Annotated in this window: 21 protein-coding genes; 16 read left to right on the plus strand and 5 right to left on the minus strand. The window is 63.9% G+C overall.

Annotated elements, in window-relative coordinates; genetic code table 11:
• Positions 1-3: 3 nt before the first annotated feature.
• On the plus strand, positions 4-1,380 hold the full coding sequence (locus ASR47_RS05790; RefSeq protein ID WP_065306809.1) for a DNA recombination protein RmuC: 1,377 nt from the start codon (positions 4-6) through the stop codon (positions 1,378-1,380).
• Between the two features lie 15 nt (positions 1,381-1,395).
• On the opposite strand, the gene moeA is transcribed toward ASR47_RS05790, so the two are convergent.
• The 4 genes from moeA to ASR47_RS05810 all read right to left on the minus strand — a co-directional run bounded on the left by moeA (position 1,396) and on the right by ASR47_RS05810 (position 9,021).
• On the minus strand, positions 1,396-3,237 hold the full coding sequence (moeA, locus tag ASR47_RS05795) for a molybdopterin molybdotransferase MoeA (protein ID WP_065306810.1): 1,842 nt from the start codon (positions 3,235-3,237) through the stop codon (positions 1,396-1,398).
• Between the two features lie 64 nt (positions 3,238-3,301).
• On the minus strand, positions 3,302-4,423 hold the full coding sequence (gene moaA, locus ASR47_RS05800) for a GTP 3',8-cyclase MoaA (RefSeq protein ID WP_065306811.1): 1,122 nt from the start codon (positions 4,421-4,423) through the stop codon (positions 3,302-3,304).
• A 27-nt stretch (positions 4,424-4,450) separates the two neighbouring features.
• Positions 4,451-5,791 (minus strand): chromate efflux transporter, encoded by a 1,341-nt coding sequence (gene chrA / locus ASR47_RS05805; protein ID WP_065306812.1) that lies wholly within the window; start codon positions 5,789-5,791, stop codon positions 4,451-4,453.
• Between the two features lie 83 nt (positions 5,792-5,874).
• A complete protein-coding gene (locus ASR47_RS05810; protein ID WP_065306813.1) occupies positions 5,875-9,021 on the minus strand; it encodes an Rne/Rng family ribonuclease in 3,147 nt (1,048 codons plus the stop codon).
• Positions 9,022-9,699: 678 nt separating this feature from the next.
• Here ASR47_RS05810 and ASR47_RS05815 point away from each other — a divergent pair.
• The 4 genes from ASR47_RS05815 (at position 9,700) to ASR47_RS05830 (ending at position 12,859) form a co-directional block, all read left to right on the plus strand.
• Complete coding sequence (locus tag ASR47_RS05815) at positions 9,700-10,695, plus strand: RluA family pseudouridine synthase (protein WP_065306814.1); 996 nt, start codon at positions 9,700-9,702, stop codon at positions 10,693-10,695.
• 106 nt (positions 10,696-10,801) lie between these two features.
• A complete protein-coding gene (locus tag ASR47_RS05820; RefSeq protein WP_065306815.1) occupies positions 10,802-11,461 on the plus strand; it encodes an HAD-IIIA family hydrolase in 660 nt (219 codons plus the stop codon).
• The gene (locus ASR47_RS05825; RefSeq protein WP_065306816.1) at positions 11,461-11,835 is read left to right on the plus strand and encodes a Rieske (2Fe-2S) protein; all 375 of its coding nucleotides are present in this window, start codon (positions 11,461-11,463) and stop codon (positions 11,833-11,835) included. The genes ASR47_RS05820 and ASR47_RS05825 overlap by 1 nt, the downstream gene beginning before the upstream one ends.
• Positions 11,836-11,869: 34 nt before the next feature.
• Entirely contained in the window at positions 11,870-12,859 is a 990-nt protein-coding gene (locus tag ASR47_RS05830) for a S49 family peptidase (RefSeq protein WP_065306817.1), read from the plus strand.
• 328 nt (positions 12,860-13,187) lie between these two features.
• Here ASR47_RS05830 and ASR47_RS05835 read toward each other — a convergent pair whose 3' ends face one another.
• Entirely contained in the window at positions 13,188-13,541 is a 354-nt protein-coding gene (locus tag ASR47_RS05835; RefSeq protein WP_065306818.1) for a hypothetical protein, read from the minus strand.
• 207 nt (positions 13,542-13,748) lie between these two features.
• Between ASR47_RS05835 and ASR47_RS05840 the strand changes: the two genes are divergently transcribed.
• From ASR47_RS05840 to ASR47_RS05890, 11 genes are all read left to right on the plus strand, one after another.
• Complete coding sequence (locus ASR47_RS05840) at positions 13,749-14,459, plus strand: pseudouridine synthase (RefSeq protein ID WP_065306819.1); 711 nt, start codon at positions 13,749-13,751, stop codon at positions 14,457-14,459.
• A 79-nt stretch (positions 14,460-14,538) separates the two neighbouring features.
• Positions 14,539-15,537, plus strand: a complete 999-nt coding sequence (locus ASR47_RS05845; protein WP_065306820.1) for a fumarylacetoacetate hydrolase family protein — start codon at positions 14,539-14,541, stop codon at positions 15,535-15,537.
• Between the two features lie 138 nt (positions 15,538-15,675).
• Positions 15,676-16,878, plus strand: a complete 1,203-nt coding sequence (gene flhB / locus ASR47_RS05850) for a flagellar biosynthesis protein FlhB (RefSeq protein ID WP_065306821.1) — start codon at positions 15,676-15,678, stop codon at positions 16,876-16,878.
• Positions 16,875-18,971, plus strand: a complete 2,097-nt coding sequence (gene flhA, locus ASR47_RS05855; protein WP_065306822.1) for a flagellar biosynthesis protein FlhA — start codon at positions 16,875-16,877, stop codon at positions 18,969-18,971. The genes flhB and flhA overlap by 4 nt, the downstream gene beginning before the upstream one ends.
• 203 nt (positions 18,972-19,174) lie before the next feature.
• Positions 19,175-20,479, plus strand: coding sequence for a flagellar biosynthesis GTPase FlhF (flhF, locus tag ASR47_RS05860; RefSeq protein ID WP_065306823.1), 1,305 nt, complete (start codon positions 19,175-19,177; stop codon positions 20,477-20,479).
• Positions 20,472-21,344, plus strand: coding sequence for a MinD/ParA family ATP-binding protein (locus tag ASR47_RS05865; protein ID WP_065306892.1), 873 nt, complete (start codon positions 20,472-20,474; stop codon positions 21,342-21,344). Before flhF ends, ASR47_RS05865 begins: the two co-directional genes overlap by 8 nt.
• A 41-nt stretch (positions 21,345-21,385) precedes the next feature.
• A complete protein-coding gene (locus ASR47_RS05870) occupies positions 21,386-22,117 on the plus strand; it encodes an RNA polymerase sigma factor FliA (RefSeq protein WP_065306824.1) in 732 nt (243 codons plus the stop codon).
• The gene (locus ASR47_RS05875; RefSeq protein ID WP_065306825.1) at positions 22,099-22,845 is read left to right on the plus strand and encodes a flagellar motor protein; all 747 of its coding nucleotides are present in this window, start codon (positions 22,099-22,101) and stop codon (positions 22,843-22,845) included. The genes ASR47_RS05870 and ASR47_RS05875 overlap by 19 nt, the downstream gene beginning before the upstream one ends.
• A gap of 16 nt (positions 22,846-22,861) precedes the next feature.
• A complete protein-coding gene (gene motD, locus ASR47_RS05880) occupies positions 22,862-23,647 on the plus strand; it encodes a flagellar motor protein MotD (protein ID WP_065306893.1) in 786 nt (261 codons plus the stop codon).
• Positions 23,648-23,714: 67 nt separating this feature from the next.
• Entirely contained in the window at positions 23,715-24,077 is a 363-nt protein-coding gene (locus tag ASR47_RS05885; protein ID WP_065306826.1) for a translation initiation factor Sui1, read from the plus strand.
• A 19-nt stretch (positions 24,078-24,096) separates the two neighbouring features.
• On the plus strand, positions 24,097-24,939 hold the full coding sequence (locus ASR47_RS05890) for a hypothetical protein (RefSeq protein WP_065306827.1): 843 nt from the start codon (positions 24,097-24,099) through the stop codon (positions 24,937-24,939).
• Positions 24,940-24,950: the final 11 nt, after the last annotated feature.

The raw sequence follows: 24,950 nt of genomic DNA on the forward strand, positions 1-24,950 counted from the left end.
ACCATGACCTCGCTCGAATTCTATGTGCTGCTGGGCGCGCTCGCGGCCGTCATTGCCCTGCTGGTGCTGCTGCTGTTGCGCCCGCGCCCTGGCGCCGGTGCCGATGGCGCCACCACCCTGGCGCTGGTGCAGCAGCACCAGGCGCAAAGCCTGGAACGCATCGACCGGGTCGAGCGCGAAGTGCGGCTGCAATTGCAGGCGTCGGCGCAGGCGACGCGGCAGGACCTGGCATCGAGCCTGGCGCAATTCCAGGCCGCCACCTTGCAGCAGCTCGACAGCCTGCGCACGCAGATCCAGGCGCAGGGCAAGGTCGGGCGCGAAGAACAGGCGCAAAGCCTGGCGCGCTTTGCCGACAGCACCAACCAGACCCTGGCCCAGCTGACCGAATCGAACGCCCAGCGCATGCTGGAAGTGCGCGCCACCCTGGAAAGCAAGATCCGCGACTTGCAGGCGGACAATGGCGCGCGCCTGGAAGAGATGCGCAAGACGGTCGATGAAAAGCTGCACGCCACGCTGGAGACGCGTCTCTCCGCCTCGTTCCAGCAGGTGTCGGAGCGGCTGGAAAAAGTCCACCAGGGCCTCGGTGAAATGCAGCAGCTGGCGCTCGGTGTGGGCGACCTGAAGCGGGTACTGACCAATGTCAAGACGCGCGGCACCTGGGGCGAGGTGCAGCTGGAAATGTTGCTGGAGCAAGTGCTCACCGTCGATCAGTATGCGAAGAACGTGGAAACCGTGCCGGGCAGCGGCGCGCGGGTCGAATTCGCGTTAAAACTGCCGGGCCTGGTCGATGGCGGGCCGCCCGTGTGGATGCCGATCGATGCGAAGTTCCCCAAGGAGCAATATGAACGGCTGGTCGAGTCGGCCGAACGGGCCGATGCGGAAGGCGTATTGCAGGCCGGACGCGAACTGGAACGCGCCGTGCGCGGCGAAGCAAAAACCATCGCCGACAAATACCTGCTGCCGCCCAACACCACCGACTTTGCCATCCTGTTCCTGCCCACCGAAGGCCTGTACGCCGAAGTGATGCGCCGGCCTGGCCTGGCTGACGACCTGCAGCGCGTGCACCGGGTCAGCATCGCCGGGCCGTCGACCCTGACCGCCTTGCTCAACAGCTTGCAGATGGGGTTCAGGACGCTGGCGCTGGAGAAACGCTCGTCGGAAGTGTGGCAGGTGCTGGGCGCCGTGAAAACCGAGTTCGGCAAGTTCGGCGAGGTGCTGTCGCAAACCCGGTTGACGCTGGAAAAGGCGGCCAGGAATATCGAAAGCGCGGAGGTGCGCAGCCGGCAGATGGCGCGCAAGCTCAAGTCGGTGGAAGCCTTGCCGGGCGAGACGGCGGCGCTGCTGCTGGGCGACGCCGGCGAAGACGCTGCCGGAAAGTAATCGCCGCCCCGGCTTTCAGACCAGGCCGTGGAACAGCACGATATCGACCAGCTCGCCAGCGGACACATGGCCTTGCTGCGCATGCAACACGATCATGCAGTTGGCCTGGCTCATCGAGCTGAGGATGCCCGAGCCTTGCGCGCCCGTCACGCGCACCTGCTGGCGGCCGCCGGCATCGCGCTCGACGATGCCGCGCTGGTATTCGGTGCGGCCGCGTTTCTTGCGGATCGCCGCCTGCGCCGGCACGCTGATCAGGGGCAATTCTTCGGCGCTGGCGCCCATCATGCGCAGCAGGGTCGGGCGGGCCAGGAAATAAAACGTCGCCATCACCGCCACCGGATTGCCGGGCAAGCCCAGCAGCAGCGCCGAGTGGCCGCCGGCATGGATCTGGCCGAAGGCCATGGGCCGGCCCGGGCGCATATTGATTTTCCAGAAGGCCACCTTGCCCAGGCGCGCCAAAATCTCGCGCGTATGGTCGGCCGCGCCGCTGGACACGCCGCCCGAGGTGATGATGACGTCGGCCTTGCTGCAGGCGACGCGCAGGGCCGCTTCCAGCGCAGCGGGCTGGTCCTGCACGCTGCCCATGTCGAGCGGCTCGCAGCCGAGGCGATCGAGCATGCCCAGCAAGGTATAGCGGTTGCTGTCGTAGATGCTGCCGGCGTCCAGCGGCTGGCCCGGCTGGCGCAATTCGTCGCCGGTCGAGAAAAACGCCACGCGCAGGCGCCGCCGCACCGCGACCGTGGCGATGCCCAGCGAGGCCAGCAGGCCCAGTTCGGCCGGCCCCAGGCGCTTGCCTTGCAGCAGCGCCGGCTGGCCCTGCATCAGGTCTTCGCCCTTGAAGCGGCGGTTGTCGCCAGCACGTATCGCATCGGGCCGAATGGTAATGGTCTGCCCGCTCGCTTGCAGCACCAGCTCCTGCGGCACCACGCTGTCGCAGCCGGCCGGCATGACGGCGCCGGTCATGATGCGCGCGCATTGGCCGGCGGCAATCGCCACCGTGCCCGGCCGCCCTGCCAGGATGGTGTCGGCCACCGCCAGGGTCACGGGCGCCTCGCCGGCCAGGTCGGCGCCGCGCAGGGCGTAACCGTCCATGGCCGAATTGTCGTGGGCGGGCACGCTGATCGGCGAGACGATATCGGCGGACAAAATGCGCCCCAGCGCCTGCGCCAGCGGCAGCTGTTCCACTTCGCCGACAGGCGTGGCGCTGGTGGCAAGCAATGCTTGCGCCATCTCCACCGGCATCGCGTCGTTGTTCAGCTCGGCCAGTTCCTCGGGGGTATTGATATTGCGAAACGCCGCCGCGTCCTCGAACAGCACTTCAGCCAGTTTCAGGCCGCCATGCCAGGCGCCGACGCGGCGCTCGCCGCTGGCCAGGTAGGCGTCGAGCCGGGGCAGGGCCGAGGTCTTCACCAGGCAGAATACGGGATGGCGGCGGCGCTGCGGCGCGCCGCCAGCGCTGTCAGGCTCGTCGGTGACGGCTATCGCCAGGTCGGCATCGTGCGCCAGCAGGCCGGCCGCCAGGCGGGCAGCCAGGTCCGGCGGCAACAAGGGCGAATCGCACGGCGCCGTCAACAGATACGGTGTGCCGGCGCGGCGCAGGCCGCTTTGCAAACCGGCCAGCGGGCCGCAGTGACCGGCCAGGTCGTCGGGCCAGACGGGCAGGCCGTAGCCGGCATAGTGCGCATGGTGGTCGTTGACATTGAAGGCCAGCGCGCCGACCTGCGGCGCCAGGCGCTGCAGCACATGCTGCGCCAGCGGCTGGCCGTGCAGCGCCAGCATGCCCTTGTCCTGTTGGCCCATGCGCGTGGCCAGGCCGCCGGCCAGTATCAGGCCGGTAATATGGTGTTTGGCTATCATGTCGATGCTTGCAGTGGTGATTCCAGACGCCATGGTAGCAGCGGCCATGGCCGGCCGGCGCAAATCAGCCGCCGATATACGACATTTCCACTTTCTTTTTGCCTGGCTCAAGCCCCTGGCCTGGCAAGCTGGTCTGGCTGGTGCGCAATGCCGAATAACGGTCGCCGCGGCCGCGCCACAGCTGCGCCACGGCGCTGGAAATTTCGGCGTCGCTGCGGCCGTCGCGCAGCAGGGCGCGCAGGTCGTGGCCGCCGCTGGCAAACAGGCAAGTGTACAGCTTGCCTTCGGTCGACAGGCGCGCGCGGCTGCAGTCCGAGCAGAACGCCTGGGTGACGCTGGAAATGAGGCCGATCTCGCCGCCGCCATCGAGGTAGCGCCAGCGCGAGGCCGTCTCGCCGGTGTAGTTCGGGTCGACCGGCGCCAGGGGCAGCTGTTCGCCGATGCGGCGCGCCACCTCGGCCGAGGGAATCACCTCTTTCAGATCCCAGCCGTTCGAGGCGCCCACATCCATGTATTCGATAAAGCGCAATATATAGGGCGTATCCTTGAAGTGGCGCGCCATCGGCACGATTTCCTGGTCGTTCATGCCGGCCTTGACCACCATATTGACCTTGATCGGCCCCAGGCCAACCTGATGCGCCACATCGATGCCATGCAGCACCTCGGCGACGGAAAAATCGACGTCGTTCATGCGCTTGAAGGTGGCGTCGTCGAGCGAATCGAGCGAAACGGTAACCCGGTTCAGGCCGGCGTCTTTCAGCGATTGCGCCTTTTTCGCCAGCAATGAACCGTTGGTGGTGAGGGTCAGGTCCAGTGGCTGGCCCGAGGGCGTGCGCAGTTCGGCCAGCATCGCGACCAGGCGTTCGATATGCTTGCGCAGCAGCGGCTCGCCGCCCGTCAGGCGGATCTTTTCCACACCATGCGCCACGAACAGACGCGCGATGCGCGTGATTTCCTCGAACGACAGCAAGGCCGTGTGCGGCAGGTAGACATGGTTTTTGTCGAACACGTCTTTCGGCATGCAATACACGCAGCGGAAATTGCAGCGGTCGGTAATCGAGATGCGCAGGTCGTGCAGCGGCCGGCCCAGGCGGTCGGCCACGCTGCCGGTCGGCTGTTCGAGCTGCCGCGGTACGGCCGGCGCACCATTGCGCGCTTCGGCCAGGTAGATAATCTTGTCAAGCATGAATGGATTGCCACAGCCTAAAGTCGTTCAAGGCAGATACGATAGCACGAGGCCGAAGATGGCACAGGCGAGCAGCAATTTGATGGTGCCGGTTTGATATTTGATCAAGGCCACGCTGGCCGCCACGGTGATCGCCATCGCCAACCAGTCCCAGTGCGCCACGGCTTGCTCCAGCCGGAATACATGCTGGCCGAAGAACAGCGCCAGGCTGGCGATCACGCCGACCACGGCGGCCGAGACGGCGTTCAGCGGCGCATCAAGGTGCAGGTTGCCGCGCGTCGCTTCGACCAGCGGTGCGCCAGCCAGGATGAAGATGAATGAGGGCAGGAAGGTGAACCAGGCTGCCACCAGCGCGCCGCACACGCCCGCCAGCAACAGCTGCTCGCCGAACACGGCCTGGCCCCAGGCGCCGACAAAGCCGATAAAGGCGACGATCATGATCAAGGGGCCAGGCGTGGTTTCGCCCAGCGCCAGGCCATCCATCATCTGCGCGCTGACTAGCCAGTGGTAATGCTCGACCGCGCCCTGGTGCAGGTAGGGCAGCACGGCATAGGCGCCGCCAAAGGTCAGCAGGGCGGCCTTGCTGAAAAACACCGCCATCTGCGCCAGCGGCCGCTCGCGTCCGCCCAGCCAGGCCAGCAGCAGCCAGCCCAGCACCACCAGGGCCACCCCCAGCAGTGACGTCAGCAACAGGCGCGGCCAGGCAAAGCGCGCATGCTCCGGCGTCGGGGTATCGTCGTCGATCAGGGCCTGGCCATGGCTGGGCTTGCCGCCGTGACTGGTGCTGCTGGCGTGAAATTGTGCCGGCAGCAGATAACCGCCGGCCGCGCCCAGTACGGCGGCGCCCAGCACGATCAGCGGAAACGGCAGCTGCAAGACGGCCAGCGCCAGTGACGAGACGGCGCCGACCAGCTGCAGGCCGGGCGTGCGCAGGGTGCGCCGGCCCAGGCGCCAGGCGGCCGCCAGCACCAGCGCCACCACGGCCGGCTTGACGCCGTACAGCACGCCGGCAATCGCGCCGACATGGCCGTAGGCCATGTAGATCCACGACAGGACCATCATCAGCAGCAGGGACGGCAGCAGGAACAGCAGGCCGGCGATGAGGCCGCCGCGCGTGCGGTGCAGCAGCCAGCCGATATAGATGGCCAGCTGGGTCGCTTCCGGGCCTGGCAGCAGCATGCAGTAGTTCAGCGCATGCAGGAAACGCCGCTCGGAAATCCAGCGCCGTTTTTCCACCAGTTCCGCATGCATCATCGCGATCTGCCCGGCCGGGCCGCCAAAGCTGATGCAGCCGAGCTTGAGCCAGTACCAGAAGGCGCTGCGCAGGCTGACAGGGGCAGGGGGTGTGTGGTCGGGGTGTGCGTGCATGGCTGGCAAAAGTGAGGAGATAAAAAAAGGGGAAGCCTGAGCTTCCCCTTTCATCGTCTGCGGCTGGGTGGACCCCGGCGCGCTTATGGACGCTGCGTGTTGACCTGGATCAACGGCTCATCCGACTGCGGCGGCAATGGCTTGCGTTCGCGCGGCTTGCGCACCGGAGCGACGGCCTTGGCGGCCGCTTCCTGCGCCAGGCGCAGTTTTTCCGGATCGGTGGCGGCCAGGGTCAGGCCGGCCGAGCCGAGCACGGCCGACAGGTCCAGCGGTGCTGCCACGGCGGCCGGTGCCACTTCCACTGGGGCCGGTGCCGGCACTGGAGCAGGAGCTGCGACTTGCGCCACCTCGGCCACCGGTTCCACCACAGGCGCCGGTGCTTGCGCAACCGGCTCGGCCACTGGTGCCGCTTCCACTGCGGGAGCAGGCTCGGCAGCAACTTCCACGGCCGCTGGCGCTTCCACCGGCGCTGGCGCTGGTGCTGCCACGGCTTTTTCAGCAAAGCTGTACTCGGCGGCCGGCACCGGTTCCGCTTCCGCTGGCACAGCTTGCGCTGCAGCAACGACGGTTTCCGCCGGCGTTTCCGGCACGATCACTTCAGCCGGTGCCGGTGCTGGCGCTTCCTCGGCAGCTTCAGTAGCGGCTTGCGCAACTGCCACCACTTCCGTCACTTCCACCACCTTGGCCACTTCAACCACGTCCACCACCACGGCGTCGGCCTGCGGCACCGGTGTGGCGCTCACTTCGACCAGCGTGGCGGTGGTAACGATGGCCAGCGCAGGCGCTGCGTCATCGGCCGGGGCCACGGTAAAGCTGACGGCCTGGGCTTCCTGGCCATCGTGCTCGCCGTTTGCCGATTCGATCAGCTCGCCCGTTTCGCGGTCGCGGCGGTTGCGATTGCGGCCACCACGGCGGCGGCGGCGGCGTGGTTCTTCGCCTTCGCCCTCGACATCGCTTTCTTCGCTTTCAGGGCCAAGATTCGCTGGCGCCTTGACCAGGCTGGTTGGCGCTGCTGCGTCGACGGCAGGGCCGTTGGCGGGGGCCGGCACGATTACGCTGACCGGCGTGGCGATCACGCCCACGGCGGCCAGTTCCTCGGCCTTGAACTCGGTTTTCATTTCGGTAGCGACCGGCTTGTCGGCGCGCGCTTCACGCGGCTGGCGTGGTGGACGCTCGGCACGGTCCGCACGCTCGGGGCGTTCGGCGCGCTCAGGACGCTCGCCGCGTTCCGCACGTTCGCGTGGCGCCGCTGCGGTCAGCTCGCCCGCTTCACGCGGTTCGCGCGGCGGACGTGGCTGGCGTGGCGGACGCACGGCTTTTTCCAGTGCTTCGGCTTCTTTGGCGGCATCATCGGCGACTGGACGCGGCTGGCCCGGTTCGCGTTCCTCGCGGCCCGGCTTGCCGTTGCGGCCACGGCCACGCGGTCCACGGTTGTTGCGGTCGCCACGGTCCGGCGTGCTGCTGGCCGGTTTCACCGGTGCAACAGGTGCCGGGGAAGTTGCCACCGGTGCTTGCGGACCATTGAAAAAGCTGACGACCTTGGCCCAGAAACCTTGCGGCGCCGGTGGCGCAATGACTGGCGCCGGCTTGACTTCGACCGCTTTGCGCTCGACCATCGGCGCTGGCTGGTCAGGAGTGATGGTCTTGACGACGGCTTCCTGGCGCGGTTTGGCTTCTTCCTTCTGGCGCTTGCTGTAGGCCATGTCGGTTTCGGCGCTTTCGGCCAGGTTGTAGCTGGCCTGGCTGTCTTCCAGACGCGGATCGTCGTGCTTGATGCGTTCCAGTTTGTAGTGCGGCGTTTCCAGATGCTTGTTCGGGATCAGGATCACGGCGATGCGGTGGCGGTTCTCGATCTTCAGCACTTCGCCGCGTTTTTCGTTCAGCAGGAAAGCGCCGACGTCGACCGGTACCTGCACGTGGATGGTGGCCGAGTTTTCCTTCATCGCCTCTTCCTGGATGATGCGCAGCACCTGCAGGGCGGACGATTCGGTATCGCGGATGTGGCCGGTGCCGGAGCAGCGCGGGCAGGTCACGTGCGAGCCTTCGGACAGCGAAGGGCGCAGGCGCTGGCGCGACAGTTCCATCAGGCCGAAGCGCGAGATCTTGCCCATTTGCACGCGGGCACGGTCATGGTGCAGCGCATCCTTGAGGCGCTGTTCCACTTCGCGCTGGTTCTTCGCCACTTCCATGTCGATGAAGTCGATCACGATCAGGCCGCCCAGGTCGCGCAGGCGCAGCTGGCGGGCCACTTCTTCGGCCGCTTCACAGTTGGTGTTGAAGGCGGTCGTTTCGATGTCCGAGCCGCGCGTGGCGCGCGCCGAGTTGACGTCGACCGAGACCAGCGCTTCGGTGTGGTCGATCACGATGGCGCCGCCCGATGGCAGCGGCACGGTGCGGCTGTAGGCCGTTTCGATCTGGTGTTCGATCTGGAAACGCGAAAACAGCGGCACGTCGTCGCTGTAGCGTTTTACACGGTGCACCATGTCGGGCATCACGTGGCTCATGAACTGGTGCGCCTGGTCGTAGATCTCGTCGGTATCGATCAGGATCTCGCCGATATCGGGCTGGAAGTAGTCGCGAATCGCGCGGATCACCAGGGAGCTTTCCTGGTAGATCAGGAAAGCGCCATTGGCCGACTTGCCGGCGCCTTCGATGGCGCGCCACAGTTGCATCAGGTAATTCAAGTCCCACTGCAGTTCTTCGACGTTGCGGCCGATGCCGGCGGTGCGGGCAATTACGGACATGCCAGCCGGCAGGTCCAGTTTATCCATGGTTTCGCGCAATTCCTGGCGCTCTTCGCCTTCGACGCGACGCGATACGCCACCACCACGCGGGTTGTTCGGCATCAGCACCAGGTAGCGGCCGGCCAGCGAGACGAACGAGGTCAGGGCGGCGCCCTTGTTGCCGCGCTCTTCTTTTTCGACCTGGACCATGATTTCCTGGCCTTCGCGCAGCGCTTCCTTGACGGACGCGTTACGCACGTCGACGCCTTCGCGGAAGTAAGTGCGGGCAACTTCCTTGAACGGCAGGAAGCCGTGGCGATCTTCGCCGTAGCTGACGAAGCACGCTTCGAGCGAAGGCTCGATGCGCGTGATCACGCCTTTGTAGATATTCGATTTGCGCTGTTCGCGCCCGGCTGTCTCGATATCGATGTCGATCAGTTTTTGTCCGTCGACAATCGCTACGCGCAGTTCTTCTTGCTGCGTGGCATTAAACAACATGCGTTTCATTTTTATAACTCCGCGACCCGTAGGCCATCTCAAAGCCGCTTCCTGGGAAGCGGCGAAAGTACAGGGATATACGCGAGAACGGGAGTGTTGGCGGGGGAATGCCTTGGCGTGCGGAGCAACAACGTATAGACGTTGCGGCCGCAACAGGGCGCATGAGGTCGATCGACATGCCGAGTGACATGACACTTGCACTCATCTGATGCAGCCCGAAATCGCGGGAGCAGAGAATGCAGGCGGTCAGCAAATTCAGAGCCAAAGCGTAAGCCGGCTCACCTACTGGAATCGCGATGGCGAGGCTTGGCCTCAGCCTATTCATCGACAACCCTCAATAGTGTGGCTTCATACGGGGTTTGGCGAAAACGGCAAGCGTTATCAACTTCATCAACCCGCGAGCCCGACTCGATAAGTCGCGCTAACGGGTACTTATCCTTTTAATCCAGATCACTCTCTTCAGCATCCCCGCGTTTATCCGATTACAACTACGGTGCAACCTTGACGGGCGCGAGGGTGGTGCGTATACATTTTTTTCCACCGAATTTGCAATTTGGCGAGGCCGGTGGAGACGCCCCTGTGTAAAATGTGCTTTTATTCTTACACCAGCAGCAGCCAGGGCCGCAGCAAAAACAATTATATATTCAAAATGAAGGACTTAGAGAGATTTCTGGGAAGACATAGTAAATGAAGAGTCAAAATGATGTTGTTCCCCCTTCAACACCCCCGGTTCAGCCGCAAGCGCAATTCGTCACCATCGCCGAAGAAGAAGCCGGCCAGCGTATTGATAACTACTTGTTAAGAGTATGCAAGGGAGTGCCTAAAAGCCACATCTACCGTATTTTGCGATCGGGCGAAGTGCGGGTCAACAAAGGCCGTATCGACCAGCTGTACCGGCTGGCCGAAGGCGACGTGGTGCGCATTCCACCGGTGCGCGTGGCCGAAAAAGCGCCGACCGGCGCGCCGGCCGCCGAGTTCAAGATCATCTTCGAAGACGCGCAGCTGCTGGTGATCGACAAGCCGGCCGGCGTGGCCGTGCATGGCGGCTCGGGTGTGTCGTTCGGCGTGATCGAGCAGTTGCGCGCTTCGCGCCCGGACGCCAAGTTCCTCGAACTGGTGCACCGCCTGGACCGCGATACCTCCGGCCTGCTGCTGCTGGCAAAAAAGCGCTCCGCCCTGACCAACCTGCACGAGCAGATGCGCGACGGCGTCACCGACAAGCGCTACCTGGTGCTGGTGGCCGGCGACTGGAAGAATGCGCGCCAGCATATCAAACTGCCGCTGCACAAATATACGACGGCCGAGGGCGAGCGCCGGGTGGCGGTGCAGGCCGATGGCCTGGCCTCGCACACGGTGTTTTCGTTGTTGCATAAATATAACAACTTCGCCTTGCTGGAAGCGGAGCTGAAAACCGGCCGTACCCATCAGATCCGCGTTCATCTGTCTTCGTCTGGCTTCCCCATCGCTGGCGACGACAAGTACGGCGATTTCGCCCTCAACCGTGCGCTGTTGAAAGCCGATGCCACGCGCGGTGCGCTCAAGCGCATGTTCCTGCACGCGCACCAGATCACCTTCGTCCATCCCGAAACGGGCAAGACGATGACCCTGAACGCACCGTTGGCCGCCGAGTGCGAGCGTTTCTTGGTAAGCTTGGGCAAACCACTCGCTGTTGCCACGCGTTAAGCGACGTCTGCATGGCCGGCACGTTCGGTACCGCCGGACGACCCACAAGGTTGTCAGCGGTCAACTTTTACCACTCAAGGAGCCGGCGGCTGGATCGTCGGGAAACATGGCAAGAAAGCAATTTGATCTGATCGTTTTCGATTGGGACGGTACGTTGATGGACAGCACCTCGACCATCGTCCGCTGCATCCAGGCGGCGGCCAAGGACCTGGGCCTGCCGGTGCCGACCGACCTGCTGGCCTCGCATGTGATCGGGCTGGGCCTGCAGGAAGCCATGCGGGTGGTGATGCCCGACGTCGACGCCAAATACCATGCGCGCATGGTCGAGCGCTACCGTTATCATTATCTGTCGCGTGACCACGAACTGGTGCTGTTCGACGGGGTGCAGGAGATGCTGCTCGACCTGTCGCAGAACGGCTATTTCCTGGCCGTCGCCACCGGCAAGAGCCGTGTCGGCCTGAACCGGGCCCTGAATGCCGTCAAGCTGCTGTCGCTGTTCGACGCCACGCGCTGCGCCGATGAAACTTTTTCCAAGCCGCATCCAGCCATGCTGCAGGAACTGACGCGCGAACTGGGCCAGGACATGCGCCGCACGGTGATGATCGGCGACACCAGCCATGATTTGCTGATGGCCAATAATGCGGGCGCGGCCGGCATCGCCGTCGAATATGGCGCCCATCCGGTGTCGCAACTGCAGGAATGCACGCCGATCTATTCGGCGGCGAACGTGGCGCAGCTGCACCAATGGCTCAGTGAGCACGCGTAATGGCTGATGTGCAAGACATCCTGATCTGCGCCGCCGAGGCCGTCGCCGAAGGCGGCAAGGGCGTGCGCTTTCCCGTGCTGGCCGGCGGCGAGGCCACCACCGGCTTTGTCGTGCGCTACGATGGCAAACCGTATGGCTACCTGAACCGCTGCGCCCATGTGCCGATCGAACTGGACTGGGCCGAAGGCGAATTTTTCGAGTCGAGCGGCTTGTACCTGATGTGTTCGACGCATGGCGCCATCTATGTGCCGGACAGCGGCCTGTGCGCCGGTGGCCCGTGCAAGGGCGGGCGCCTGCGGCCGATTGCGGTTGCCGAGCATGATGGCCAATTGTATTGGCAGCCTGATGAGTATGTGTTGCCGCGTAGCGCATGAGGCGTGAATGCGCGGCTATTTGATAAAGTGAATCATGAGCGATAACATCAACGACAAACCGGCCGCACTGCCCGCCGGCGCCGGCAACAGTCAATGGGAACGCACGGTGCTGGAAAAGCTCGTGTTTGCCACTGTGCAAGAGCAGCGCGCACATCGCCGCTGGAGCATCTTCTTCAAGATCTTCAGCCTGCTGATCGTGCTGTTCGCGCTGTGGGTCTTTTATGACTACAACAATATGGGCGATACGGAAACCCTGGGCCGGCATACGGCGCTGATCGATATCAGCGGCACCATCGAGTCCGAAGGCAGCGGTTCGGCCGCCGTCGTGATCCCGGCGCTGGACAAGGCGTTTTCCGACAGCGGTTCGGTGGCGGTGGTGCTGCACATCAACAGCCCCGGCGGCAGCCCGGTGCAAGCGGGCATGATCGTCGATGAAATGCTGCGCCTGCGCAAAGGCTATCCCGACAAGCCTTTATATGTAGTGGTCGATGAAATGTGCGCCTCGGGCGGCTATTACATTGCCGCCGCCGCCGACCGCATCTATGTCAACAAGGCCAGCGTGGTCGGCTCGATCGGCGTGCTGATGGATGGCTTCGGCTTTACCGGCACAATGGAAAAAGTCGGTGTCGAACGCCGCCTGCTGACGGCCGGCGAAAACAAGGGCTTCATGGATCCGTTCAGCCCGCTGAGCGAAAAGCACAAGGCGCATGCCCAGGGCATGCTCAATGAAATCCACCAGCAATTCATCGACGTGGTGCGCGCCGGACGCGGCAAGCGCCTGAAGGAAACGCCGGAGATGTTTTCCGGCCTGTTCTGGACCGGTGCGCGCGCCGTGCAGATGGGCCTGGCCGACGACTTCGGCACCGTCGACAGCGTGGCGCGCGATATCGTCAAGGCCGAAGACATCGTCGACTACACGCAGCATGAAGGCTTGCCGGAGCGGGTGCTGAAGAAATTTGGCGCCGCCATGGGCGCCGGCGCCATCAAGGCGGCCGTGCAGCAAGCCCAGCCATCGCTGCGCTGAACATCGGACGAGGAGAATAGTTTTCAATATCGCGGCAATTGACCTTGAAAATCTTGCTGCATGGGCTATATTCAAACAGTAGTTCTTCTCAAGGGAGGGTGATATACATCAACTATGTTGTCAGTGCGAACTTGATCTGTATGTCTTGGAACTACTTGCCGCATCGACGATGCGGTTTTGAGCGAATTTATATTCCTCACTAAAGTCCCGATGGGACTTGGGAGCGGCGGCGCAATGCCGCCGTTTCCTTTTGCATGATCGATAATGGGCACGATTGGTGCGGAGGCAAGCATGCGGGGCCGGGGCATGGCTAGTCTGTCGAACTGATTCAGGCGGTACAGTTATGGCAAGGGGCGGGCATGCTTGGTGCCCGCGCCTGGCTGTCCGCTGCCTCGTTCAGGCTGGCGGACAAGGCAATAGTGTGGTGCGATTCTTCCTCTTCGGTTTGGGCAAAGCCACCGCCGGCCAGCCAGCACAGGAAGTGACACTGCGCGGCGGCATGCCATTCGGCCTGGCTGGCCGCCATGGCGGGACCTTGTTCAAGCTCGGGCTTGCTGGCGGGATCAGCGCGCCAGCGCGCCACACTCAATTGCACCTGATGCATGGCACCCTGTTCGATGGCGACACGGGTGCGCATCTGCGCGATGCTGCCTTCCAGGACGATGGTGTGTATGTGTTTCATGGTTGCTCCTTCTGTTTCCTGCCTTAATTCCTAACGTTCATTAGGCGGATTCCTAATGAGGTTTCAGTGTAGCAATGCGATTTTCTTGCTACTTGACATATCTCAAAAGAAATAACCGCCTCAACGAAAAACAGTCCTTGTACTTTGCCGTATCTATGCATGAGCCTTGCCTTCACGCCCACGCCAGCATCTGGTAAAGTCACGCCCATGAGCAAATTATCCCTAGACCGCATCCTGCAATCGCAGGGTTTTGGCACCCGCAAGTACTGCCGTTCCCTGGTCGATGATGGCGAGGTCGTCATCGACGGCGTGACACAGACCAATTACCGCACCACCGTTGAAACCGACGCTCTGGTGCTGCGGGTGTTCGACGAAGAGTGGGTCTACCGTCAGCACCTGTACCTGGCGCTGTACAAGCCTGCCAATTTCGAGTGCTCGCGCAAGCCCAGCCACCACCCGGGCGTATTGACCCTGCTGCCGGAACAATTCACCTGGCGCGAAGTGCAGCCGGTAGGCCGGCTCGACCATGACACGACCGGCATGCTGCTGATGTCCGACGATGGCCCGTTTATTCATGCGCAATCGTCGCCGAAGCGTCATGTGCCGAAGATTTACCAGGCCACCACCCAGGAACCGGTGACCGATGAGCTGGTGGCGCTGCTGCTGGCCGGGGTGCAGTTGCACGATGAACCGGCGCCGCTGGCGGCGCTGGTCTGTGTCAAGCGCGGTGAGCACCAGCTGGAAATCGTGCTCGAACAGGGCAAATACCACCAGGTCAAGCGCATGCTGGCGGCCGCCGGCAACCATTGCACGGCGCTGCACCGTTCCGCCATCGGCAGCCTGGCCCTGGAGTCCTTGGGCATCGCAGAAGGCGAATGGTGCTACCTGACGCCGGAACAGATCGCCTTGCTGGCCTGATCCACTTTCACGCGCCAAAAAGCCGGGTATTCCCGGCTTTTTGGCGTCTTTTGCCCGTATCTGACAAAGTTTTCCTTACATGAAATTAGCCACACTGAAGGACGGCACGCGCGATGGCCAGCTGGCCGTCGTCTCGCGCGACCTGAAAACGGCGCACCTGGCCGATGGCATCGCGCCGACCTTGCAAAAGGCGCTCGACGACTGGACCTTTATCGCGCCCCAGCTGGACTTGCTGTACCAGACCATCAACAGTGGCCGCGGCCACCGCGCCTTTGACTTCGACCCGGCCAACTGCATGGCGCCCCTGCCGCGCAGCAGCCAGCGGGTGGCCGGTACGGCCTATTTGCCGCAGATCGAGCGCGCCTGCAAGGCGGCCGGCCAGGACATCCCTGCCGACCTGCGCGAGGCGCCGCGCCTGGTCCAGGGCACCGGCGATGCGTTTCTCGGCGCCCAGGACGAGATCGAACTGGCCTACGAGCAGTGGGGCATCGATTACGAAGCGGGGATCGCCGTCATTACCGACGACGTGGCGCTGGGCGCGACGGCCGACCAGGCGCACATGCACATCAAATTGCTGATGCTGGTCAACGATATTACCCTGCGCAATTTGCAGCAGGCGGAACAAGGCAGCGGCTACGGTTTCGTGCAGTCCAAACCGGCGATGGCCTGTTCGCCGGTGGCGATTACGCCGGATGAGCTTGGCGACGCCTGGCGCGGCGGCAAGGTGCACCTGCCGCTGCGCTGCAGCCTGAACGGCAAGCTGACAGGCCAGCCGCAGGCCGGCGCCGACATGGCCTTCAATTATCCGCAGCTGCTGGCCCACCTGTGCCAGACGCGATCGGCCCGCGCCGGCAGCGTGGTGAGCGGCGGCGGCGTGGCCAACAAGGAAGTCAAAAAGGGCTTTTCCAGCATCGTTGAGCGACGACACCAAGAGTTGATCGCCGATAGCGTCATCAGCACGCCCTATATGCTGTTTGGCGACACCGTGCGCATCGAGATGCCGGGCGAGGACGGCAAATCGCTGTTTGGCGCCATCGAACAGACCGTCAAGCAGGCGCAAACCCGGCGCTCCAGGTAATTTCACTTCGGCAAGCTGAAATGCAGGGCATTTATGCCCCTGTTCGCCGCATGGCCATCACGGCCGAACGGCAATAATGTTGGCTATCCAGTCCATCATGCGCCAGTTCGGGCCGCGGGACTTCACCGGAGTTGATTGATGTCGGAAGACAGCGACGCAGAAAAGACCGAAGCCGCGTCACCGAAGCGCCTCGAGCAGGCGCGTGAGGAAGGCGACGTTCCGCGATCGCGTGAAGTGGCGACGTTCACGGTGCTGATGGCGTCGGGCTGCTGCCTGTGGTTTGCCGGCGACGCCATCGTGCGCCAGCTGACGGCCGTGATGGTGTCCGGCCTGACCCTGGACCGGGAACAGATACTCAATCCGAATGCCATGATCTTGCGTGTCGCCAGCGACGTGACCTCCGTGTTGCTCACTTGCCTGCCATACGCGGTGGCGATCATGGTGGTGGCGCTGGCCTCGCCGCTGCTGGTCGGCGGCTGGCTGTTCAGCTCGAAAGCGTTTACGCCGAATTTCGGCAAGCTCAACCCGATACGCGGCCTGGGCAATATGGTGTCGAAAAATGCCTTGGTCGAATTGTTGAAAGCGCTGGCCAAGACCCTGGTGGTCGGCTTTGTCGCCTGGCTGGTAATGCAGCATCACAAGGATGCCGTGCTGGGCCTGTCGGTCGAAGCGCTGCGCGCCGGCTCGGCGCACATGATCAGCCTGTTGATCAGCGCCTTTCTGTTTATTGTCGGCGCGCTGGGCCTGATCGCCGCCATCGATGGACCGTACCAGATGTGGCATTACGCCAACAAGATGAAAATGACCTTGCAGGAAGTCAAGCAGGAAGCCAAGGAGTCGGACGGCAATCCGCAGGTCAAGCAGAAGATCCGCCAGTTGCAGCACGAGATGTCGAAGCGCCGCATGATGGCCGATGTGCCGACCGCCGACGTGGTGGTCACCAATCCGACGCACTATGCGGTGGCGCTGAAATACGGCGAGAATTCGCGCGGCGCGCCGCAGGTGGTGGCCAAGGGCGCCGACGAAGTGGCGGCAAAGATCCGCGAACTGGCGGGCGAGCACAAGGTTGCCATCCTGGAAGCGCCGGCGCTGGCGCGTGCGCTGTACAAGCATACCGAGATCGGCGACGAGATTCCCGAAGCGCTGTACGGCGCGGTGGCCGAAGTGCTGGCCTATGTGTTCCAGCTGCGCAGCTACGGCAGTGGCCATGGCCAGCGGCCGGACAAGCCAAAGAAACTCGCTGTGCCGCCCGAACTCGACCCGCACGATCCCGCTTCGCAGAACAAACAGAGCAAACCGGCGCCCGGCGCCGACAAGAACAATAAAGGAAGTACACCATGAACGGCTTGAGAATGCCAGCCTGGCTGAGCGGCATGAGCAACAATGCCAGCAAGGGCCTGGCCGCACCGATCATCATCATCATGCTGCTGGCGATGATGGTGCTGCCGCTGCCGGCGTTTATCCTCGATATCTTCTTCAGCTTCAATATTGCGCTGTCCATCATCGTGCTGCTGACCGCCTTGTATACCGTCAAGCCGCTCGACTTCATGGCGTTCCCGACGATTTTGCTGGTCTCGACCATGCTGCGCCTGTCGCTGAACGTGGCGTCGACCCGTATCGTGCTGACCGAAGGCCATACGGGCGCGGATGCGGCCGGCAAGGTGATCGAGGCCTTCGGCCACTTCCTGATCGGCGGCAACTACACGGTCGGTATCGTGGTGTTTATCATCCTCACCATCATTAACTTTACTGTTGTCACCAAGGGCGCGGGCCGTATCGCCGAAGTGGGCGCCCGCTTTGCGCTCGACGCGATGCCCGGCAAGCAGATGGCGATCGACGCCGACCTGAACGCCGGCCTGATCGTCGAAGACGAAGCGCGCCGCCGCCGCACGGAAGTGGCGCAGGAAGCGGAATTCTACGGCGCCATGGACGGCGCCAGCAAATATGTGCGTGGCGATGCGATTGCCGGCATCATGGTGACCGTAATCAATATCGTCGGCGGCCTGCTGGTGGGCCTGATCCAGCACGACATGGGCTTTGCCGATGCGCTGAAGAACTACACCTTGCTGGCCATCGGTGACGGCCTGGTGGCGCAGATCCCGTCGCTGATCATTTCCACGGCGGCCGGTATCGTCGTCTCGCGCGTGGCCAGCGATCAGGACATCGGCACCCAGCTGGTGGGCCAGCTGTTTGCCAAACCGCAGGTGCTGTATATTACCGCCGGTATTATCGGCGGCATGGGCATGATCCCCGGCATGCCGAACCTGGTGTTCCTGCTGCTGGCCGGCGCCCTGGCCGGCTCGGCCTACATGATCACCAAGACGGCGCAGAAGAAGAAAGCCGACGCTGAAATGCCCAGCGAGGCACCGCAGGCCACCGTGGCGCCGGAACAGGAAGAGGCCAGCTGGCAAGACATCATGCCGGTCGACACCCTGGGCCTGGAAGTGGGCTATCGCCTGATTCCGCTGGTCGACAAGTCGCAGGGCGGTGAATTGCTCAAGCGTATCAAAGGCATCCGCAAGAAATTCGCCCAGGAAGTCGGCTTCCTGGCGCCACCGGTGCATATCCGCGACAACCTGGAACTGAAACCTTCGGCCTACCGCATCACGCTCAAGGGCGTGGAAGTGGGCGTGGGCGAATCGTTCAATGGCCAGTTCCTGGCGATCAACCCCGGCATGGCCAGCGGCAGCCTGCCCGGCGTGGCGACCACCGACCCGGCTTTCGGCCTGCCGGCTACCTGGATCGATGGCGCGCTGCGCGACCAGGCGCAATCGATGGGCTATACGGTGGTCGATGCGGGCACCGTGGTGGCCACCCATCTGAATCATCTGATCACTTCGCATGCGTCCGAGCTGCTGGGCCGCGCCGAAGTGCAATCCTTGCTCGACCACCTGGGCAAGGATGCGCCGCGCCTGGTGGAAGACCTGGTGCCGAAGATGCTGTCGCTGTCGACCCTGCAAAAAGTGCTGCAGAACCTGCTGATGGAAGGCGTGCATATCCGCGACATGCGCACCATTATCGAAACCCTGGCCGAGCACACGGTGCACACGCAAGACCCGACCGACCTGACGGCGCTGGTGCGCGTCTCGCTGGGCCGCGCCATCGTGCAGCAGCTGTTCCCGGGCGCGGCCGAATTGTCGGTGATGACCCTGGACAACCGCCTGGAACGCCTGCTGATGCAGGCCATGGGCGCCGGCGGCGACGGCTCCGGCATCGAGCCGGGCCTGGCCGACACCATCGCCCATCAGGCGGGACTGGCCGCGCAGCAGCAGGAGGCGATGGGCCTGACGCCGGTGCTGCTGGTGCCGGCGCCGCTGCGCGCGCTGCTGTCGCGCTTCCTGCGCCGCGCCCTGCCGCAACTGAAGGTGCTGTCGCATGCGGAAGTGCCGGAAACCAAGACGATACGCGTTACCAGCCTGGTCGGTGCGCAGTAAACCGATCAATTTCCGCTCGGCAAATTGAAATACGGGACATTTCCGGTCCTGTTCCTTCTATCATTTCTTTGGCGCATCCCCAATAATGGAGGCTGTCAGAGTGATCCGTGTCCCGTCTGGGAGGCATCGCTCACGCAACAGGAGTCGAAGATGGTCACACAGTTCAGCCAGAAGCACGCCAAGCCAGCCATGGGAGTGTGGTCATGAATGTGAAAAAATTTACCGCGCCGACCTCGCGCGATGCGCTGCGCAAGGTGCGTGAAGCGCTCGGTCCGGACGCCGTGATCCTGTCGAATCGCCAGGGCGATGGCGTGGTGGAAATCCTGGCGCTGGCCAATGACGATGCCGCCTCGCTGGCCTCGCCGCCGGCCGCCTCGGAAATGTCGCAGCCGCGCCCGCAGTTGCAGACCCAGTTTGCGGTGCCGCAGCGGCCATCGGCGCCGCCTGCCCGTCCTGCCCCGGCGCCTGCCGAAGGCCTGGACCTGGCGCGCATGCAGCAGATGATGACCAGCGCGCTGGCGCATGTGAAAAAGAACGCCTCGGCCGACATCGACGGCATGATGAATGAAATCCGCGCCATGCGCGGCATGATGGAAACCCAGCTGGCCGAAATTTCCTGGAGCGCCACCCAGCAGCGCGAGCCTCAAAAAAACGTGGTGCTGCGTGAAATGCTGGCCGCCGGCTTTTCGGCCAGCCTGGCGCGCTACCTGATCGACAAGCTGCCGGCCGGCCTGGACGGTGCGCAAAGCATGCGCTGGATCAAAACCGTGCTGAGCCGCAACCTGAACACCATGGCCAACGAAGACGCCATGCTCGAGCAAGGCGGCGTGTTCGCCCTGGTTGGCCCCACCGGCGTCGGCAAGACCACCAGCACCGCCAAGCTGGCCGCGCGCTGCGTGATGCGCCACGGACCTGAAAAGCTGGCGCTGATCACCACCGACGCCTATCGTATCGGCGCCCACGAGCAGCTGCGCATCTACGGCAAGATTCTCGGCGTGATGGTCCATTCGGTGAAAGACGAGGCCGACCTGCGCATCGCCCTGAAAGAACTGAAAAACAAGCACACGGTGCTGATCGATACCGTGGGCGTGAGCCAGCGCGACCAGATGGTCACGGAACAGGTGGCGATGCTGTCGGGCGCCGGCGCCGATGTCAAGCGCCTGCTGTGCCTGAATTCGACCGCGACCCAGGAAACCCTCAATGAAGTGGTGCGCGCCTATCAGGGCGGCGGCCTGGCCGGCTGTATCATGACCAAGCTCGATGAAGCGGCCTCGATCGGCAATGTGCTCGACGTGGTGATACGCCAGAAGCTCAATCTGTTCTATGTGTCGAACGGCCAGCGCGTGCCGGAAGATTTATACCTGGCCGACCGCGGCTACCTGATCGACCGCGCCTTCAAGCTCAAGCGCGACAGCGCCGCGACCCAGTTTTCGGACGACGAATTGCCGCTGCTGATGGCCCAGGCCGCGACCCGCAACAACGAAGCACGCGGGGTGCATGGTGGCTAATTTTGATTTCGACCAGGCCGAGGGATTGCGCCGCATGCTTGCCGGCGTGCAGCCACGCGTGCTGACGTTCCTGTCGGCCACGCCGCAGGACGACAAGGGCGCAATGCTGGTCAACCTCGGCGCGTCCCTGGTGCATGCGGGCAATGAAGTGCTGTTGCTCGACGCCAGCACCAGCGGCGACGGCGTCGCCTCGCGGCTGGGCCTGGCGCATGGCGCCAGCCTGCTCGACGTGGCGCGCCAGCAGTGCGGCCTGAACCAGGTGATTCACCAGGTGCCGCAAGGCTTCGGCGTGGCCAGCCTCGGCGCGCGCGGCCATCTGATGGACGGCCCCGGCTACGCCAGCGAGGATGAAGCGCGGCGCCTGGCCAAGACCTTTGAAGTGATGGCGCGCCAGGCCGGCATCGTGCTGGTCGATGGCGACATGAGCATGGCCGGGCAGGGCGGCGCCTGCTTCCCGGTGCCGATGATGGCCAGCGCCGACATCGTGGTGCAGGTCTCGACCAGCGCCACCTCGATCAAGGCCGCCTACTGCCTGATCAAGCGCCTGAACCAGGAACTGGGCCGCCGTCCTTTCGGCATTCTCGTCACCGGCGCTTCCGAAACGGAAGCAAAAGTGGTATACGATAATATGGCACAAGCGGCAAGTCGCTACCTGGCCGTGAAACTGACGTCGATGGGCTCGGTTCCGGCCGACGAATACCTGCATCGCGCGGCGCGGCTGGGCCGCAGCGTGATCGATGCGTTTCCGCTCGCTGGCGCATCGGTGGCGTTTCGCGGACTGGCCGAACGGCTGGCCCGCTCGGCGGCGCCGGTGCTGGGCACCACCTTGTACCAGACGGGGAACCCACACCATTTCAGCGCCTGATGATGTTGCAGCACCCCTCACACGATAATAATAAGTAGCCTATGTACACGGTCAAAGGGAAATCGAACAAGGATCATTTGCTGACGGAGCATATTCCGCTGGTAAAGCGCCTGGCGCATCACATGAAGGCCAAGTTGCCGCCATCGGTCGAGGTCGACGACCTGATCCAGGCCGGCATGATCGGCCTGCTCGATGCCATCACCCGCTATGAAGAGACGCATGGCGCGCAGTTCGAAACGTATGCCGTCTTGCGGATTCGCGGCGCCATGCTCGACGAGTTGCGCACCAGCGACTGGTTGCCGCGCAGCATGCGCCAGAACATGCGCAAGATCGAAGAGGCGATGAGTACCCTGCAGCAGCGCCTGGGCCATCCGCCGACCGAATCGGAAGTGGCCAAGCTGCTCAAGATATCGCTGGTCGATTACCAGGAAATGCTGGGCGAGGGCGGTGGCCACCAGCTGGTCTACTACGAAGACTTCCATGACCCGGACGGCAATGACAGCTTCCTCGACCGCCATTGCGTGGACGAGGACAGCGACCCGCTGCGCTCCCTGCTCGACACCGACTTCCGGCAGTCCGTGATCGACGCCATCGATGCGCTGCCGCCACGCGAGAAAATACTGATGAGCCTGTATTACGAGGAAGAGCTGAACCTGAAAGAGATCGGCGCCGTGATGGGGGTGTCCGAGTCGCGCGTGTCGCAGCTCCATACCCAGGCCGTCGCGCGCCTGCGCGCAACCCTGAGGGAGCAGGCGTGGACTGGTCCAGCGTAATCGGGCTGGCGCTGGCGCTGGCGGGCCTGCTGGTCGGCCAGGCACTAGAGGGCGGCAAGATGGCCTCCCTGCTGCAGCCGGCCGCCTTTGCCATCGTTGTGATCGGCACCTTCGGCGCGGTGCTGCTGCAGACGCGCCTGCGCACCTTCGTGCGCGGCCTGGAGATGCTGCGCTGGGTATTTTTCCCGCCCGCCGACACGCGCGAACAACTGGGCCGCGATATCGGCCTGTGGAGCCTGACGGCGCGCCGCGACGGCACCCTGGCGCTCGAACGCATGATGGAGAGCACCGACGATCATTTCAACGCCAAGGGCCTGCGCATGATCGTCGACGGCATCGCGCCCGACAAGCTGCGCCAGCTGCTCGACGTGGAAATTTCCGCCTATGAACTGGCCGAACGACAGGCCGTGAAAATCTGGGAATCGGCGGCCGGCTATTCGCCGACCATCGGCATCCTGGGCGCCGTGCTGGGCCTGATACACGTGATGGAAAACCTGACCGACCCCGGCAAACTCGGTGGCGGCATCGCGGTGGCGTTCGTCTCGACCATCTACGGCGTCGGCCTGGCCAACTTGCTGTTCCTGCCGGTGGCCAACAAATTGAAAGCCATCGTCTCGCGCCGCGTGGTGCAGTATGAAATCACGGCCGCCGTGTTCTACGATATCGCCACCGGCGACCATACGCGCATCATCGAAGAGCGCGTGGCCAGCCTGCTTCACGAGCACTGAGCGAGCACTGACCATGATGCGGCGCGCGCGCAGGAAGTATGACGAGGACCCTGACAACCAGGACCGCTGGCTGATTTCCTACGCCGATTTCATCACCCTGCTGTTCGCCTTTTTTGTGGTGATGTACGCGATTTCGCAGGTTAATGAGGGCAAGTACCGCGTGTTCTCCGATTCCATCGGCACCGCCTTCAGCCTCGACAAGGGCGCACCGCCGATCCAGATGGAGGCGCCGCAGGCCATTCCCTTGCCGAACCCGGCCCTGAAACGCCGCACCGAAGCGATCCGCCGCGAACGCGAACACATGACGCGCCTGGCGCAGGACCTGACTTCGACCCTGGCGCCGCTGGTGAAAGAAGGCAAGGTGCGCGTGACCCAGACCAGCCGTGGCGTGAGCGTGGAAATCAATGCCAGCGTGCTGTTCGATCCGGGCGCCGCCGGCCTGACTGCCGAATCGGACCAGGCCCTGCGCGCGGTGGCGGTGCTGCTGCGCGGCGACAGCCACAATGTGCAGGTGGAAGGCCATACCGACATCCAGCCGATCAGCAATTCCAATTTTGCCTCGAACTGGGAACTGTCGTCGGCGCGCGCCAGCGCCGTGGTACGATTGTTTATCGCCAGCGGCGTGCCGGCGCAGCGCTTGACGGCGGTCGGCCACGCCGACAATATTCCGGTCGCCGACAACGACACGCCGGAAGGGCGGGCGCGCAACCGCCGCGTCGCCGTGACGATACTGTCCGGCATCGCCGACACGGTGACGGAAGTGCCGACCGCGCCCGCGCCGTTGCCGGGCAATCCGCAATAATCAGGCTGTGCCTGGCCTTGCCGCTTGCTACAATCGCGGCATCTTTGTTTTTTCTTCTATCCCCATCATGAAAAGCAGTTCCCAAGGCGGCCTGGTCTATTCCACCGAAACCGGCCGCATGTGCCCGGCATGCCGCCAGCCGCTGGCGCAATGCGCGTGCAAGGCCGCCGCAAAAGCGGCACCGGTCGGCGACGGCGCCGTGCGCGTGGCGCGCCAGACCAAGGGCCGTGGCGGCAAGAGCGTGACCATCGTCAAGGGCCTGGCGCTCGATGCCATCGCGCTGGCCCTGCTGGGCAAGCAGCTGCGCACGCAATGCGGCTCGGGCGGCACGGTCAAGGATGGCGTGATCGAAGTGCAGGGCGACCATGTGGCCGCCATCATGGCGGCGCTCGTCAAGCTGGGCCACAAGCCGAAACAGGCTGGCGGCTGAGCCATGACCGGCTGATCCCATGCGCCCCGTTCCCGCCCTGATTGCGCTTGCCGCGTTGGCCGCGCTGGCCTATGGCTGCTGGCCTGTGCCCGAAGTGGCCCCGGCCGTGCTGGCGCCGGCATCCGCAGGTCGCAGCCTGTCGTCCTATTTCAACCTCGGCGCCAGCCCTGCACCGGTAGCTGCAGTGACCAGCGCCGCGCCCGGCCTGGAACAGCAACTGGCCCGGCTGGCCGCCAGCGGCAGCCCGGACGACGCCTATGCCGCCTATCAGCTGATCGACAACTGCATCATGTTCCAGAAAGAAGGACGCTTGCCGCTGCTGGAGTTCGAGCGCGGCAGCGACATGACGGCGGAAGAAAAAGCGGCGCAGCAGCACTTGTGTGCGGACCTGACCGAGCGCCAGAAAACCACGCGCCTGGAACTCCTGGCGCAGGCGGCCAAAGCCGGCGTGCCGGGTGCCAGCACGCGGTTTTTTGAGGAGGGTCCGTTCGGCGACCGCAGCGCGCTGCGCAGCCGGCCCGACGATCCGCTGGTGCTGGCCTGGAAACAGCAGGCGATCGCGCAACTGACGGCGCAGGCCGAGCAGGCCGAATTGTCCAGTCTCAGCACTCTGATGATCGCCTACCTGACGGACGGCGAGGTGAGCAAAAAAGACGCGCCCAAGGCCTACGGCTATCTGCTGGCCCTGCGCATGGTGCATGACGATATCCTGACGCCCGGCAGCACCAACCCCTACCAGGACAACTACTGGCACGGGCTGCGCGACGAACTGACACCCGAACAGCAAGCCCTTGCCATGGAGAAGGCCAACGCGATTGCCGCCCGGTTTCGCCAGCACACGGGGCGGCCCGCGCATGGTTGAGCATTGCTGGC

Origin of the sequence: Janthinobacterium psychrotolerans (assembly GCF_001677885.1) — a bacterium.
Taxonomy (GTDB): Bacteria; Pseudomonadota; Gammaproteobacteria; order Burkholderiales; family Burkholderiaceae_D; genus Janthinobacterium; species Janthinobacterium psychrotolerans.